14 protein-coding genes are annotated in these 16366 nt (G+C 57.9%); 3 read left to right on the top strand and 11 right to left on the bottom strand.

Annotated elements, in window-relative coordinates; all coding sequences use genetic code 11:
- Positions 1–70 precede the first annotated feature (70 nt).
- Positions 71–1375, top strand: coding sequence for a 3-deoxy-D-manno-octulosonic acid transferase (locus tag P8S53_RS08585; protein ID WP_277803552.1), 1305 nt, complete (start codon positions 71–73; stop codon positions 1373–1375).
- 107 nt (positions 1376–1482) lie between these two features.
- Positions 1483–2184: a hypothetical protein gene (locus P8S53_RS08580; protein WP_277803551.1), complete on the top strand. Its 702-nt coding sequence runs from the start codon at positions 1483–1485 to the stop codon at positions 2182–2184.
- Positions 2185–2288: 104 nt separating this feature from the next.
- On the opposite strand, the gene P8S53_RS08575 is transcribed toward P8S53_RS08580, so the two are convergent.
- From P8S53_RS08575 to P8S53_RS08555, 5 genes are all read right to left on the bottom strand, one after another.
- Positions 2289–2603, bottom strand: a complete 315-nt coding sequence (locus tag P8S53_RS08575; protein WP_277803550.1) for a hypothetical protein — start codon at positions 2601–2603, stop codon at positions 2289–2291.
- A 119-nt stretch (positions 2604–2722) separates the two neighbouring features.
- Positions 2723–4249 carry a glucosylglycerol-phosphate synthase gene (ggpS, locus tag P8S53_RS08570; RefSeq protein ID WP_277803549.1) on the bottom strand — a complete coding sequence of 509 codons (1527 nt, stop codon included), beginning with the start codon at positions 4247–4249 and terminating at the stop codon, positions 2723–2725.
- The gene (locus P8S53_RS08565) at positions 4246–5028 is read right to left on the bottom strand and encodes an HAD family hydrolase (RefSeq protein ID WP_277803548.1); all 783 of its coding nucleotides are present in this window, start codon (positions 5026–5028) and stop codon (positions 4246–4248) included. Before P8S53_RS08565 ends, ggpS begins: the two co-directional genes overlap by 4 nt.
- Before the next feature lie 139 nt (positions 5029–5167).
- Positions 5168–5374 carry a cold-shock protein gene (locus tag P8S53_RS08560; protein ID WP_277803547.1) on the bottom strand — a complete coding sequence of 69 codons (207 nt, stop codon included), beginning with the start codon at positions 5372–5374 and terminating at the stop codon, positions 5168–5170.
- A gap of 171 nt (positions 5375–5545) precedes the next feature.
- A complete protein-coding gene (locus P8S53_RS08555) occupies positions 5546–6520 on the bottom strand; it encodes a type I glyceraldehyde-3-phosphate dehydrogenase (protein WP_277803546.1) in 975 nt (324 codons plus the stop codon).
- Between the two features lie 223 nt (positions 6521–6743).
- Here P8S53_RS08555 and hemP point away from each other — a divergent pair, with 223 nt between their 5' ends.
- Positions 6744–6905, top strand: coding sequence for a hemin uptake protein HemP (gene hemP, locus P8S53_RS08550; RefSeq protein ID WP_277803545.1), 162 nt, complete (start codon positions 6744–6746; stop codon positions 6903–6905).
- Between the two features lie 46 nt (positions 6906–6951).
- Here the strand turns inward: hemP and P8S53_RS08545 are convergent, their stop codons facing one another.
- From P8S53_RS08545 to ligA, 6 genes are all read right to left on the bottom strand, one after another.
- Positions 6952–7755, bottom strand: coding sequence for an amino acid ABC transporter ATP-binding protein (locus tag P8S53_RS08545; protein WP_306417788.1), 804 nt, complete (start codon positions 7753–7755; stop codon positions 6952–6954).
- 12 nt (positions 7756–7767) lie between these two features.
- Positions 7768–9066 (bottom strand): amino acid ABC transporter permease, encoded by a 1299-nt coding sequence (locus P8S53_RS08540; RefSeq protein ID WP_277803544.1) that lies wholly within the window; start codon positions 9064–9066, stop codon positions 7768–7770.
- Positions 9067–9068: 2 nt separating this feature from the next.
- On the bottom strand, positions 9069–10340 hold the full coding sequence (locus P8S53_RS08535) for an amino acid ABC transporter permease (protein ID WP_277803543.1): 1272 nt from the start codon (positions 10338–10340) through the stop codon (positions 9069–9071).
- A 113-nt stretch (positions 10341–10453) separates the two neighbouring features.
- Positions 10454–11473, bottom strand: a complete 1020-nt coding sequence (locus P8S53_RS08530) for an amino acid ABC transporter substrate-binding protein (RefSeq protein WP_277803542.1) — start codon at positions 11471–11473, stop codon at positions 10454–10456.
- A 590-nt stretch (positions 11474–12063) separates the two neighbouring features.
- Positions 12064–14154: an ATP-dependent DNA helicase RecG gene (gene recG, locus P8S53_RS08525; protein WP_277803541.1), complete on the bottom strand. Its 2091-nt coding sequence runs from the start codon at positions 14152–14154 to the stop codon at positions 12064–12066.
- Position 14155: 1 nt separating this feature from the next.
- Positions 14156–16243 (bottom strand): NAD-dependent DNA ligase LigA, encoded by a 2088-nt coding sequence (ligA, locus tag P8S53_RS08520; RefSeq protein ID WP_306417900.1) that lies wholly within the window; start codon positions 16241–16243, stop codon positions 14156–14158.
- Positions 16244–16366: the final 123 nt, after the last annotated feature.

Genomic DNA, 16366 nt, shown 5'->3' with positions numbered 1-16366 from the left:
TTAATCCTTGCTTGCGGGTTTTTGCCTGATGGGTCACTTAGGCCACGCAATAGGATCGTTGGACACTGAAATGCGCAAACCTGCCCTTATTTCGCTTTATATGGCGCTGTCGCGCATCTCGCCGCCGCTTTGGGCGCTGGTGCTTGGTGCACGCGCGCGCAATGGCAAGGAAGACCGCGCGCGTTTGGCAGAAAAATGGGGCCATGCCAGCCAACCCCGCCCAGCCGGGCCATTGATCTGGATGCATGGTGTCAGTGTGGGCGAATCCGTGGCATTGCTGACACTGATTTCGCGGTTGCGCGCAGAACGGCCAGACACGACAATCCTGCTGACAACCATCACGCAAGCCTCTGCGCAGGCATTGTCCAAACGCGCGCTGCCTGATGGCGTCATTCATCAATATATGCCGGTGGACACCCCCGCCGCAGTGCGACGCTTCATGACCCACTGGCGCCCCGATGTCACAGCCATTGCCGAGGCCGATCTGTGGCCGCGCATTTTGCTGGCCGCCAAGGCGCGGGGCTGTCCAATGATCTTGCTGAACACCCATGTCACACCGCGCCGCTACCGGCGCAGGCGGCGTGCCCCTGCGGCAAATGGCTGGCTGATGAACCTGTTTGACGAAATCCATGTGCAGGATTCCCGATCATATGATCTGTTTCGCGAACTGGGTGCGCCCATGGACAAGCTACAGGTGACAGGCGTGCTGAAAGCGGCATCCGATGCATTGCCGGACAACCCTGATGAACGCGAGAAGCTTGACGCCGCCATGGGCGCGCGCCCGCGCTGGCTGGCCGCATCGACCCGCGCAGTAGAGGAACCGCAGTTGTTTGACGCGCATGCATTGGCCTGCGAACGCGTGCCCGATATGTTGATGATTATCGCCCCGCGCCAGATGCGTGATGCCGACAAGACCCAAGCACTGGCCGTCGAACGCTTTGGCCCCGCAGCGGTGGCCCGCCGGTCCGTCGGGGATGCGATAACCCCGCAAACATCTGTCTATATTGCCGACAGCATCGGCGAAATGGGGCTTTGGTATCGGTTGGCACCTGTTGCCTATACCGGCCAATCCCTGCCGCTGCCCGACAGAGTACTGGGCGGCAAAAACCCGTTCGAGGCCGTGGCGCTGGACTGCATGATCGTGCATGGCCCCACCGTTGCCAATTTTCGCGAAGCCTATGACAGGCTGCATGCCGAAGGTGGCGCGCGGCTGGTAGAAGATGCCACCCAGATGGCACAGACCGTGTGCGATGCGCAGTCCCTTGATTTTCGCGCGCCCTTCATTGCCGGTGCGCATCGGGTGCAACATCAGAATATGATGCCGCTGGACAAGGCGCTGTCGTCCATCTTGTCGATTCTGCCTGCCCCGTCGTGACATAAGGCCGCCGAGTTCAACTGTGTCGGGCTGTTTTTGGGTTTCACCCTATGGGTGAAGTTGTTACATACATATCGATGCGCGCACATGTAAAAGGATGATTATCCATGGATAAACTTCGCGTCTATATCGGTTGGGACTCGAGAGAGGATATTGCCTATCAGGTTGCCAAACAATCGCTTGAAAAGCATGCCACGATCCCGGTCGAAGTGATCCCCATCAAATTGCAGGATCTGGTCGATCAGGGGCTGTATACCCGTGATATCGACCCGCTGGCGTCAACCGAATTTACATATTCGCGTTTCCTTGTCCCGCATCTGGCCGGATATGACGGCTGGGCGATTTTTGTCGATTGCGACTTTTTGTTCTTCGGCGATGTCGCGGAATTGCAGCAATATATGGACCCGAAATACGCGGTCCTGTGCGTCCAGCACGATTACACGCCCAAAGAAACCACCAAGATGGACGGCGTGCCGCAATCGGCCTATCCGCGCAAGAACTGGTCGTCCTTCATGCTGATGAATTGCGCCCACCCGTCGACCAAACAGCTGACGCCGGAACTGGTGAACCGCGAAAGCGGGGCTTATCTGCACCGGATGCAATGGGCAAAAGACGACGAAATCGGCGCGTTGCCCACCGGCTGGAACTGGCTGGAAGGCTGGTATGACAAACCCGCCGAAGGGTTTCCGCAGGCTGTTCACCATACCCGCGGCGGGCCATGGTTCAAAGAATGGCAGAACGTGGACTATGCCGCGGAATGGCTGGCCGAAGCTGCCGAGTATGAAGCAAAATCCGGCACCAAAGCCTGAACCCAGACATCACGCACAGCATGTCGCGACCGCTTGGCGTCACGCGACATGCACCGGCCCGAAAACCGGCGGTCGCCTTATACTATGCTCACTGAACGCTTGTATCACTGGTTCCAGAATACCAGCAGTTCCGCCGCAGTGCCGTGGGGTTGTTCCAGCTTCTGGGCTGCATAGACCTGCGCGCCGATAAGTGCCGCAATACGCCACGCCTGCTCCACGCGCCCGGCAGATACACCCTGCAACCGATACATCCGCTCAATCGCGTCGCAGGCGGATGAAATAGCCAACACCATTTCCAGCGCGGGCGCAGACGGCCAGCGCTGCGCAAGCATCGCAGGCAGATCGTGCAAAGACTGATCTGCATCCATGATCGCCTGCGCGGCGGCATCTGTCATATGCGTCAGGTAAGAGCGGGACATGATAATAGGGCGTGACCAATAGTAAAATCCGATAGCCCCAGCAGGGTGCCGGTTCGTCCTATATCATGTATCAACGCGCCCGCCTGCACGAATTTCAAAAACTTTGTGTTATCCGCCGATCAAGCGGCACTTGGTGCATTCAACACTGGTGCCGCTTTACTGCGGGCCAGCCGCAGGCTTTGGAAATGTGCAATCTCGCGCTGTGTCCAGGCGCCTATATCCCATGCCTTTGCAGAGGTCCTAAGGGCCTGCATGCGCGCTGTTGCTTCTTCGCGGGTCATTGCAAGTGCCTGTTCCAGCCCGCTATCCATTGACCCCGCCGAAAACGGATTCACCGGCACGGCCCCTTCCAGTAGCACGGCGCAACCCGCAAATTCGGACAGGACCAGGGACGCAAACGGACGGTCATCGCGCGCGGCGCAAAATTCGGATGCGACCAGATTCAACCCGTCTGCCAAGGGCGTAATGGATGCAACATCTGCGGCGGCGTAATAGGCGACCAACTGCTCCAACGGAATGGCGCGCGAAATTAGCGACACGGGCTGCCAGTCGAAGCTGCCATAGGTGCCGTTGATTCGCCCGGACAGGGATTCTGTCTGCTCCTGTATTTCGGCATAGGCGGTCATATTCAGGTTCGCACCCACCGACACCAGCATCAGGCGCACCTTGCCATGCAGGTCGCGCCGGCGCTGCAACAGGCGGTCAAAAGCTTCTAGCTGCTCGATATTGCCTTTGGTGTAATCCGTGCGCGACACCGACAGAACAAGTTTGCAATCGCCCAGTTCCGCCCGAATTTCCGCAACACGGTCCTGCACTTCCGGCTTTGCGGCAAGGGTCTGGATATGGTCGAAATTCACCCCCACTGGGTTGGTGTGGATGCGCGTGCGCTCGCCCGCCACATCCAGTTCCAGCGGTGTCAGCCGGTCATTCAACGCACCACCTGTCGCCAACATGCGCGGCGGTGTTTCAGCCTCGTCCGTCAGGCGCGCCGCTTTCAGGCTTCGCACCACTGCCGCAAAGTTCTGGGCATAGCGCGGAATGTGAAAACCCACCGAATCGCAGGCAAGCAAACTGTCGATGATTTCACCCCGCCATGGCAGAACATTGAACATATCCGGCCCCGGAAACGGCGTGTGGTGGAAAAAGCAGATTGTGGCATCGGGCTTTAACTGGCGCAAATACCCCGGCACCAGCCACAGATTGTAGTCGTGAATCCAGATCACCGCGTCATCGGTGGCTTGTTCCGCCGCCGCCTCGGCAAAGGCCCAGTTGACCGACCGGAATGTCGGCCAGTCTACGGGGTCATAGTTATACCGTTCCTTGAAACCGTGCAGAATGGGCCAGAATGCCTCTTTCGATGTGACATGATAAAAGCTGCTGACCTGTTCCTTGGTCAGGGGCAGACGGCTGACGGTATAGGTGCCAAAACTGTCCGATATTTCGATCACCGGATCAAAACCGGGGTCGGATGTATCTTCGCATTCCTTCCATGCGACCCATGCCCCCCGTTTCGCGGTGCCAAAAAACCCTTTCAGCGTGGGGACAATGCCATTCGGGCTGGAATTTTCACGGTAGCGGGTCTTCCCCCCCTCAATCACTTCCTCATAGGGTTGACGATGATAGACAATGACAAGATCGGATTTCATAGGGTCACCTTCGGGGGGTTAGGATGCAGGGCGAATGCGCTGATCGCCTCTATTATGCCGCCGGCGCCCGGTTGGGCACAGTGACGCGCGCGGGACAGCGTGCGCGTGGCCGCCAGCAGGTCCGCCTCGGCACCGCCGACGACTGCACCATGCAGGCCCGTCTGAAACATGGACAGATCGTTCAGCGTGTCACCCGCGACCAGTACACGGTCCGCAGGCAGGCCCAGATGCGCGATCAGCCGCAGCAGGGATGGCCCTTTGCTGATACCTTTGGGCAGAATATCGACGAAACACCCGTGCGATATAAGGATATCCACATTCAGCCCTTGCAAGACACCAAGGCTATCAGGGTCAAACCCTGCACCATATTCATAGGACAGCCGGTAGCGGAAAGGCGCGGTCTGTAGCTTCAACCCAGAGATACCATGCAGCCGTTCGCGCACGGTTTCGCCATGCCCGCGCCACAGATCCGCAATCGGGGCTTCAAGTTCGACAAGGGGCTGCACACGCCCGTCCGTGAACCGCGCAATAGTCGTGCCGACATCGCCAATCACATATTCGGGTGCCGGAATTTCGCCGCTGGCACACAGATCGCTGATAAAATCAGGATCACGGCCTGTCACGAAAATAAGGCGTGTCCGGGGGGCTTGGGCGCGCAGCCAGTCATACAGGGTTTTGCGTGTTGTGGCCGTGCCACCCAGAAATGTTCCATCAAGATCGGTGGCAAGCACCATATCACAATTCGTTGCAGTTTCACTGCGTTTCAGTTTGGTTTGCATGTGAAAGAACATGTGGGCTTGCAGTCGGAATTGCCACAAACGGGCGGGAGTCCACGATCATTTCACCGTAAAAAACAAAAACCGCCCAAAAAATGGGCGGTTTTCCAGACTATCGTGCCAAAAATAAGGCAGATATGGCTTATGCCAGCGCCAGATTGGAGGCCGATTCACGACCGTCACGGCTTTTTTCCAGATCGAAGGTCACTTTCTGACCATCTTCCAGACCGCGCAGACCTGCGCGCTCAACAGCCGAAATATGAACAAAAATGTCTTTTGCTCCGCCTTCGGGCTGGATGAAACCGTAACCTTTGGTGGCGTTGAACCATTTCACTGTGCCGTTGGCCATAGTGATGTCTCCTAGTAGTTATGCTACCCACGTTATGCGGCAGCCCGGCTCAGTCAGTGCAAGATCGAAGTGACTGTGGCCGAAGTCGGAGAACAGTGGTCGATAGTGGTAACGTCGCGCACATAATTTGCTGCATTCACGCTGATAATGCAACAAAAATCGAAGTTATCATCATAAAATCCGCGTCGCCATATCCAGCATCCTGCATGAAAAACCCCATTCATTGTCATACCATCCAAAGACACGCAGCATGCCGTTTTGTGTCATGCGGGTTTCGGGCAACGCCATGACAATGCTCTCAGGCCGGGCGCGCAGATCGCTGGACACAAGCGGACGATCGGTCCAGCCAACCACCCCGCCCGCATCGCGCAAGGCATCATTCACCTGCTCCAATGTCGCAGGGCGCGACAACATGACCGACAGGTCCACCGCCGAGACAGACGCTGTCGGCACACGCACCGCAGCCCCCAGCAAACGGCCCGTCAACTGCGGCAACACATGTTCGACCAGATGTTGCGCGCTAGTGGTTGTTGGCACCATGGATAGTGCTGCCGCGCGTGACCGCGCCGGATCACCGCGCGGGGCATCGGTGGTGGGCTGGCTGCCTGTGTAGCAGTGGATTGTGGTCATGAATCCTGTCTCAATGCCCCAGCAATCATCCAGCAGCTTTGCAAGCGGTGCCAGCGCATTGGTGGTGCAGGACGCGTTGGATATCAGGTCATGTTCCGGCCTGAGGGCATCTTCATTCGCCCCAAGAACCACAGTCACCTGCGCTGCATCCGACGGGCCGGATATCAGGACACGGCGCGCGCCTGCACGAATGCCCCGGCAGGCAATATCGGTGGTATTTGCGTGACCGGTGCATTCCATGACAAGATCAACATCAGACAGATCGACCTGCGACAAATCTGCCGCATGTGTCAGGCGCAGCGAATGTCCGGCGGCGATCATCTGGCCATCGCGCAGTTCAACGCTGCCCCGAAACGGGCCAAAAACCGAATCGTATTCAAACAGATAGGCGCAATCTTCGGCGCTCGCGATGTCGTTTATCGCCACGATACGGACATCGGGCCACCCGCCCTGCAACCAGGCGCGCAGCACTGTGCGCCCGATACGCCCGAACCCGTTTATCGCCACCGTGACCATGACCAAGGCCCCCTGCCCGCCTTAAAAGAAACTTTGGCACAATTGGTCCGAATTTCGGGCCGGTTGCAAGGGCAAGCACCAAGATTAAGCTGATCTGCACAATATTACCCGACCATATTAATCAGGATTTGACAAAGCAAAGTGTTTTTGTCATCTATTACATCAACAGCCAGCCCACAGGTCAGCAAACGTGCCGGATTCAACGACCAGAAAGGCCCCGCAAATGAATGCGATAACCCGATTCGAACCGCAACAAACCCAGACGCCCCCTGTCCATGATGTCTATTCCCTGACACGCGGCGGCACGCTGGCGCAGATCCTTCTGGACGGCAAGACCTATCAGCTGCGGATTACACGCGCTGGAAAACTTATCCTGACCAAATAGAACCGGGGGCCAGTGCGGCCCCCGTTCGCATGCAGCAGCGGCAGACTCAATGCCCCAGAATCTGGCTTAGGAACAGTTTGGTCCGTTCTGATTTCGGGTTGTTAAAGAACTCCCGTGGTTCGTTCTGTTCCACAATCTGCCCCTGATCCATGAAGATCACGCGGTTTGCCACCGCCTGCGCAAAGCCCATTTCATGCGTGACGCACAGCATGGTCATGCCTTCTTCGGCCAGCGCGATCATGGTATCCAGCACTTCCTTGATCATTTCAGGGTCCAGCGCCGAAGTGGGTTCGTCAAACAGCATGATGCGCGGCTTCATGCACAGGGACCGCGCGATTGCCACGCGCTGCTGCTGGCCGCCCGACAACTGGCCGGGGTATTTCAGCGCTTGTTCGGGAATTTTCACCTTTTCCAGAAAATGCATCGCGATTTCTTCGGCTTCCTTTTTGGGAACCTTGCGCACCCAGATGGGGGCCAGCGTGCAGTTTTCCAGAATGGTCAGGTGCGGGAACAGGTTGAAATGCTGAAACACCATGCCGACTTCGGACCGAACCTTGTCGATATTCTTCAGATCCCCCGTCAGTTCGGTGCCATCAACGATGATCTGCCCTGACTGGTGTTCTTCCAGACGGTTGATACAGCGTATCAGCGTGGATTTGCCCGACCCTGACGGGCCACACACGACAATGCGTTCGCCGCTATTGACCGTCATGTTGATGTCGCGCAGCACATGAAACGTGCCAAACCACTTGTTCATTCCGGTGATCTGGATCGCGACAGCGTCGCTGACCTTCATCTTGCTGGTGTCGATTTCGCGATCTACGGGAAGTTCAATCGTCGGTTCGGTCATGCTACGACCCCCTTACTTGTGGTCCGTTTTCAGCTTGCGCTCCAGATACATGGAATAGCGCGACATGCCGAAACAGAAGATGAAGAACAATGCCCCGATAAAGATGAACAGCTCCCAGTAAATGCCGTTCCAATCAGTATCGGCGCGGATGGCATTTGACAGGCCAATCGGGTCCAGCAGGCCGATAAAGACAACCAGCGTGGTGTCCTTGAACAGGCCGATAAACGTATTCACGATGCCGGGGATGGAAATTTTCAGCGCCTGCGGCATGATGATCAGCCGCTGTGCCTTCCAGTAATCCAGACCCAGCGCATCCGCAGCCTCGTACTGGCCCTTTGGCAGTGCGGCAAGCCCGCCGCGGATAACCTCGGCCATATAGGCAGATGCAAACAGCGTTACCATGATGATCACGCGCAGGATCAGATCAAACGCTGTGCCCGGCGGCAGAAAGTAGTTCAGCAGCAAGGACGCCGTGAACAAAAGCGTAATCAGCGGCACACCACGGATGAATTCGATCACCATCACACAGACGGATTTCACAAACACCATGTCCGATTGCCGCCCCAACGCCAGCAGGACGCCGATAGGCAGCGACAGCGAAATCCCCGAAACACCGATAACAAGGGAGATCAGAAAGCCCCCGAACCTGTCAGAGCGGATGAAGTCCAGCCCGATCGGTGCCACCGATGTCATGGCGGATGTGAACCCCGCCGCAAACATGATCCACCAGATCACCGGCACTAGGATTGCCCCCGCGATTGCGATCAGTGGTGCGAATCTGGCCAACAGGCGATAGGCCACATAGCCCAGCACGAACCCAAGGATAACTGAGACCGGCAACCAGATCGACCCGCCCCAAAGCAGGTGATAGGCAATAAACGGATACAGCGCCGAAAAACCCAGCATCTTGCGCGGCACCTGACTGAACAGCACCGGTGCCAGCGCCACGAACATCAGCACCAGCGTCAGAACCGGGCGCCAGTAATGCTGCGGCGGATAGAACCCGAACAGCAACTGGTGCCACCGGTCCTTGATAACCGCAAAACACGCCCCGCTTGCGCCATCCAGCACTTCGCGGCATTCCCGCAAGGATTGCACATTCCACACGGTGTTCAACAGCCACGGCCCTATCGCCATAAGCGCATACCAGACGGCAAGCAGCGACAACACTGTAAGTGCCGTGTTCAACCAACCCGAGAACAGGTTCTCGCGCAGCCATTTTATCGCGCCCTTTTCCGCAATGGGCGGCGGTTTTTCGGGCAGCATGCTGTCACGAACATAGGCGACGGTCTGTGCGTGGGTATCGCTCATGTCTACCGCTCCTTCAGTTTGACGCGGGAATTATAGACATTCATTGCCCCTGATATGGTCAGGCTGATTGCCAGATATATCAGCATCATCAAAAGCATACCTTCCAGTTCGCGTCCGGTCTGGTTGATCGTGATCCCCCCCAGCGTCGAGCGCAGGTCCATATACCCCACCGCCAGACCCAGAGATGTGTTTTTGGTGATGTTCAGATATTGCGAAATCAGCGGCGGAATGATCACACGCAGCGCCTGTGGCAGAATGACAAGCCGCATCGTCTTGCCCGGTTGCATGCCAAGGGCAAAGGCGGCTTCGGTCTGCCCCTTGGAAATCGCCAGAATGCCTGCGCGCACATTCTCGGCCACGAATGCACCAGTGTAAATTCCAAGTCCCAGCCACATCGCAATCAGGGAATTGCGCAGATGCGTGCCCCCCGCGAAGTTGAAGCCGCGAAGTTCGGGATACTCCAGATATGCGCCAAGGGCGATGAAAATAACAACCACCGGGCCAAGCAGGATAAGGATGCTTTTCCACCATGTCTTCGGGCGCACGCCGGTCGCATTTTGTACCGCTGTGGCATGTTCAATCAGCCGTTTATTCGCATAAACGCCAACAATAAGGACAAGGAAGACCAGCAGCCAGTTCAACGACGGCGCAACCGGCCCAAGACGTAAATCACCCAGATCACGCAGGAACATAATGGACGGCACATAGACACCGCGGTTTGTGACCGCGACAGCATCATTAAACAGCATGCTTGCAGCAGGGTCATCCCCGCGAAACGCGCTTGGCGCTGGCATGGCCTCGGTCATGATGGCGCCAAAAATCAAAATCCACAGCAATGTCGGGATATTGCGGAACACTTCAATATAGACCGTCATCAACCGGCCGACGATCCAGTTATTGGACAGCCGCAGCACACCGGCAATGACCCCAAGAACCGTTGCCAGCATACAGGCAAGCACGGCCAGAATCATCGTGTTCAGAAAACCCACCAATGCCGCACGGCCATGCGTCATCTGGCTGTTATATTCTATCGGGCGCTGGTTGATATCATATCCGGCAGGTGCATTCAGAAAGGCAAAGCTGAAATCGCGGCCCAGGGCACGCAGGTTATTGACCGTATTGTCAATCAGCCATGCTGCGCCAAGCATCAGCATGAACAGGAAAAAAACCTGAATTGTAATTGAACGGTAGCGCTGATCATAAAGCAGCATGCTCAACCGAAAGGCCGGTTTCGGCGCTGTCGTCTTGATGCGCAGATCATCAGAGGTGGACATAATATACTCCCGTCCCCGGTTGCGCGGCAGGGCGCAGCCAAAGCATGATCAGATAACAAATTGGACTGATGCAGGAAAAACGCGCGCCACAAGGGCGCGCGTTTGCTGTTATATTAACGGAAAGGTGGCGCGTATAGCAGGCCGCCCTGTGTCCATTGTGCGTTCAGACCACGCGCAAGGCCAATCGGCGTCTGCTCGCCAATCGTGGCCGAGAAGATCTCGCCATAGTTGCCACCGGCGGCGATTGCACGAACAGCCCATTCGCTGTCCAGCCCGAACATTGCGCCCAGATCACCTTCGCTGCCAAGCATGCGGTTGATTTCCGGGTTGTCGGTGCCTGCCTTCATCTCATCGATATTGGCAGATGTGACACCCAGTTCTTCAGCCGCAATCAATGCAAACAATGTCCATTGAACGATATCCGCCCACTGGTCATCACCGTGGCGCACTGCTGGCCCAAGTGGCTCTTTGGAAATGACTTCCGGCAAGATCACATGGTCGGACGGGCTGGCGAAAGATGCCCGCGTTGCGGCCAGACCGGACACATCGGTGGTGTACACGTCACACGCACCGGCAAGGTATTGCTGCTGCGCTTCGGCATTGGTTTCAATTGGAACCGGCTCATAGGCCATGCCGTTGACACGGAAATAATCAGCAAGGTTCAGTTCGGTCGTGGTGCCCGTCTGGATACAGACAGTCGCCCCGTCCAGTTCCAGCGCCGAGCCGACACCCAGATCACGCGTGACCATGAAGCCCTGACCATCATAATAGTTGGTCCCGACAAAGGTGAAGTTCAGGTCAACATCGCGCGAGAAGGTCCAGGTGGTGTTGCGTGCCAGAACATCCACTTCGCCAGATGCCAGTGCCGAAAAGCGCGTTTGTCCGGTTGTCGGAACAAAGTTGACCGCCATCGGGTCTTCCAGAACGGCAGCCGCAACGGCGCGGCACACCGCAACGTCAAAGCCTTGCCAAACGCCGTTCCCATCGGGGGCAGAAAACCCTGCAAGGCCGGTGGAGACGCCGCAGTTCAGCTCTCCTCGGGTTTGCACTGTTTCAAGTGTCGACTGGGCCTGAGCTAGCCCTGCAACGAGTGATGTCGCGGCAAAAGCGCCGAGAAATACGGATTTCTTCATGTTTACCTCTCTGTTGTCGCCGCCTTCGCGGCGGTCTGCCCCGCGTTGTCCCGGGGTGTAGTGCATAAACCAAAACCGGTCTTCACTGTCGGCAAGTTTGCGCCGATAATCGCAAACCGGTCAAGCCTGTAAATGGCCATATGTCTGCAATTCAGATCAACTGCCTGAAAACCGACCGGTTTTCAGGTCAAAGTGCGGTTAAACTTTTCAAACCGCACAGCATTCAATCCAAACGACAAAACCTGCTGCACCACGGGGACAATACTGCCCAAAGAAAACGCAAGATTTGCCCATCATAAAAAAAACCGCCGCTCATGGGGCGACCATGGCGGCGGAAGTGGGGGTCAGAAAGCGCGGGCACGGGACGGTGCACAAAACGCGTGGCGGACTGACCCGCAGGCAGTTCAGGCAAAAAGTGGCAGATGAAGCGTGGCAAGAACCAGAACCGTCAGCGCAACGCCGCCCGCCAGATCTTGCCAGAATGCATGGCGATCAAATTTAGACTGAAAGTAGAACATGACACCCTCCATCCGGTTTGTTAACGATTTGTTCTCATTTTTTCGGGAACATGTCAAGAACAAATGAGAACATCAACCAACAGAAAGGTATTTTATCGCCTTGTCCTGCTCCATCAGCCAAAGCGCTGTTCGCGCGGCCAGCCCGCGCGGGCTGCGCAAATCGGGATCATCCGACAGCAATTTCCGCACATCGGTTTGGGCCACGGCCATCAATGCGGCCTGCCGTTCCAGATCTGCGACGCGAAACCGTGGCAGCCCGGACTGCGCGGTTCCAATCAGGTCACCGGCCCCGCGAATGGCCATGTCCTCTTCGGCGATTCGAAATCCGTCCTCGGTATCGCGCAACAATTTCAGGCGGCGCGCGGCTGTTTCCCCCAAAGGGGCCTCGTACATCAGCAAACAGGTGGATGCCGCACTCCCGCGCCCGACACGCCCGCGCAGCTGGTGCAACTGCGCCAGTCCAAAGCTCTCGGCGCGTTCTATCACCATGATAGAGGCGTTGGGCACATTCACCCCCACCTCGATTACGGTCGTGGCCACAAGAAGTTTGGTGCGCCCCGCGACGAAATCCGACATTGCGGCGTCTTTTTCATTCGGGGGAAGCTGGCCATGGACCAACCCGACCACCCCCTCGCCCAATGCGGCACGCAAATGTTCGAACCGCGACTGCGCCGCAGTCAGGTTTACCAGCTCAGATTCCTCGACCAGCGGGCAAACCCAATAGGCCTGCCGCCCTTCATCCATGGCCTGCCGCAGATGTGCCACCACTTCATCCATGCGCGCCGTCGACACCAGCGCGGTCTGGACAGGTTTGCGACCGGGCGGCTTTTCATCCAGCACAGACACATCCATATCGCCATATTGCGCCAGCGCCAGTGAACGTGGAATCGGTGTGGCCGTCATGACCAGCACATCCGCACCCACACCTTTGGCCGCAAGGGCCGCACGCTGGGCCACGCCGAAGCGGTGCTGTTCATCAACGACGGCAAGGCGCAGATCCGCAAACTCGACCCCTTTTTGAAACACTGCATGTGTGCCAACCAGAATCTGGATACGGCCATCGGCCAGCGCAGCCAGCTTTTGCGCGCGATCAGACGCCTTGTCGCGCCCAGTCAGCAGCGCAAGATGCACCCCCGCCATATCCGCAAGGGGTCGCAGGCTTTCCAGATGCTGGCGTGCCAGAATTTCGGTGGGCGCCATCATCACGCCCTGCCCGCCCGCCTCGACCGCGATCAGCAGCGCCATCAGGGCAACAAGCGTCTTGCCCGCACCAACATCGCCCTGCAACAGGCGGTTCATGCGCGCGGGCGCGGCCATATCTGCCGCGATTTCGGCCACGGCGCGACGCTGCGCATTGGTGGGGCTATACTCCAGCGCAGACAAAACGCTTTCTCGCAACCGGCCATCGCCATTGCTGGCACGGCCGGGCTTGCGCCGCTGACGCAGCCGCGCCAGCGCCAGTGTCATCTGGTGGGCAAAAAATTCGTCATAGGCCAGACGTGCCCGCGCCGGTGCGCCCGGCAGCACATCAGCCACAGTGTCGGGCGCATGCGCTGCCAGAACTGCACTGTGCCAGTCCGGCCAGCCTTCGCGCGCCATCAGTGCGGGATCAATCCATTCTGCCAGACGCGGGGCGCGCGCCAAAGCGCCCGCAACCGCCTTGATCATCAGCTTTTGGCTGACGCCGGCACATAAGGCATAAACCGGTTCAGCCGCAGGCAGGTTTGTCGCATCATCCGGGTGCAGAATATGATCCGGGTGCACCATCTGTGCCATGCCATCGAACAGCTCCAACTTGCCCGATACCAGCCGCTTTTGCCCGGTTGGCAACAGCTTTTGCAGGTATTCGCCGCGCGCATGGAAGAAAACCAGCTGAAATTCCAGCGCATCATCGCGCACATTCACCCGATGCGGCCTGCCGCGCCCCGTTGGCGGCTGATGGGTCAGGACCGTCACTTCAACCGTGGCGGTGGCGGGAAATTCCAAGCCCTGAATGGACGCGCGCCGCGAGCGGTCCACAAGCGCATGCGGCAGGTGGAATATCAGATCGCGCGGCGTTTCCACATGCAAGGCCGCGAAATTCCGCGCGGATTTCGGGCCAATACCGTCCAGCACATCCAGCCCTGCAAATAACGGGAACAGAATTTCAGGGCGCGCCGCCATGTCAAAGCGCACCGATCATGGCAAGCCACCCGTCTTCGTCAATCACCTCTACGCCCAGATCAGCGGCTTTTCTGGCCTTCGATCCGGCACCCGGACCGGCAATCAGCAAATCGGTCTTGGCCGATACCGACCCTGCGACTTTGGCCCCCAGGGATTCGGCGCGCGCCTTGGCCTCGGCGCGGGTCATCTTCTCCAATGTGCCGGTAAAGACCAGCGTTTTGCCCGCGACGGGGCTGTCGCTTGCGCGCGCTTGTGCAGGGGTGATGGTCAGCGCGCGCGCCAACGCATCAATCTCGTCGCTTTCTGCCGCGAACCCCGAAATCAGCGAGTCTGCCAGCACCCCGCCCACGCCATCGATTGATAGCAGATCAAGGCGTGCGGCACTTTCAGGGTCTTTTGCGTCTTGCAGGGCTGTCCGCAGGGCTTCCCATGTGCCGTAATGACTGGCCAGCATGTTTGCTGTCGCTTCGCCGACATGCCGGATTCCCAGTGAGAATATGAAACGCCCAAGGGGAATTGTGCGCTTTTCGTCAATCGCGGCAAACAGATTGGTCGCCGATTTCTCGCCCCAGCCTTCGCGGTTTTTCAGTTGGCGGGGCTGGCCGGGACCGAAGCGGTCCTTCAGGGTGAATATATCCTTTGGCGTGGCGATCCAGCCATCGCGCCAGAAACTTTCGACCTGCTTGGCACCAAGCCCTTCTATGTCAAAGGCCGCACGGCTGACAAAATGCTTCAGCCGCTCCACAGCCTGCGCAGGGCAAACCATGCCGCCCGTGCAGCGGCGCACGGAATCCCCCGGCTCTCGCAGGGCGGGGCTGCCGCATTCGGGGCAGGTTTGCGGGAACTCATATGGCACTGCCGTGTCGGGGCGCCTGCCAGGATCGACATCGCGGATTTTTGGAATCACATCGCCTGCGCGATACACCTCGACCCAGTCGCCTGCGCGAATATCGCGACCATCACGAATAACCATGCCACGCGAATCGCGCCCCATAATGTAATCTTCATTATGGAGTGTGGCATTCGACACAACCACGCCGCCCACGGTGACAGGAACCAGCCGCGCAACCGGCGACAGCGCGCCGGTGCGTCCGACCTGAATTTCAATGGCTTCCAGTTGTGTCCAGGCACGTTCCGCCGCAAATTTATGGGCAATCGCCCAGCGCGGGGTCGTAGACCGCAACCCCATCCTGTCCTGCAACGCCAGATCATTCAGCTTGTAGACGATCCCGTCAATGTCATAGCCCAAGCTGGCACGCTGCGCTTCTATCGCTGAATATACCGCAATCATGTCCTGAACCGACTGACACAAATGGGTTTGCGGGTTGGTGCAGAACCCAAGCTGCGCCAGCCGCGCGATTGCCGCCATCTGGGTATCTGCCAGCGGCTCTGATACATCGCCCCAGGAATATGCGAAAAACCGCAGCGGGCGGGACCGCGTAATGCTGGCATCCAACTGGCGCAACGATCCGGCGGCAGCATTGCGGGGGTTTGCAAAAACCTTGCCGCCCGCATCCGCCTGTCGGGAATTCAACGCTGCAAAATCCTGATGCGTCATGTAAACTTCACCGCGGATTTCCAGAATATCCGGTCCGTCACGCAGGGTTGACGGGATGTCGTCAATGGTGCGGGCATTTGCGGTTACATCCTCGCCCGTCGCGCCATCACCACGGGTTGCCGCATAGACAAGCGCCCCCTTTTCATAGCGCAGCGACAGGGAAAGCCCGTCAATCTTAGGCTCGGCTGTGAATGCAAGCGGGCTGTCCGCCGCCAACCCCAGAAACCGGCGAATACCGTCCACAAAATCTTCCACATCCCCGTTTGAGAATGCATTTGCCAGAGAGAGCATGCGCCGTGCATGCTGTATCTTGCCAAACCCGGCGGCAGGTGCCGCACCAACCCGGGCTGCGGGGCTGTCTGGTCGAACAAGGTCAGGAAACCGCGCTTCGATCTGTGCATTTCGAAGTCGCAAAGCATCGAAATCAGCATCCGGCATGATTGGTGCATCATCGCGGTGATACGCAATATTTGCGCGGTTCAGAATATCGGCAAGCCGGGCGAGTTCACCTTCTGCCTGCTCTGATGTCATTTCTGCCACCGGAACAATCTGAAACCCGCCCATGTCTGATGTGCTGGACACTGCCCTTTTCCCTCGCGCTTTGGCCATCATGTTTGCAAAGCGAGTGATAGGCGGCGTGGCCCGTCAGGTCCA

It is taken from the genome of Roseinatronobacter sp. S2 (genome assembly GCF_029581395.1).
Lineage (GTDB): Bacteria > Pseudomonadota > Alphaproteobacteria > Rhodobacterales > Rhodobacteraceae > Roseinatronobacter.
This window is presented reverse-complemented; position numbering and strand designations above follow the sequence as displayed.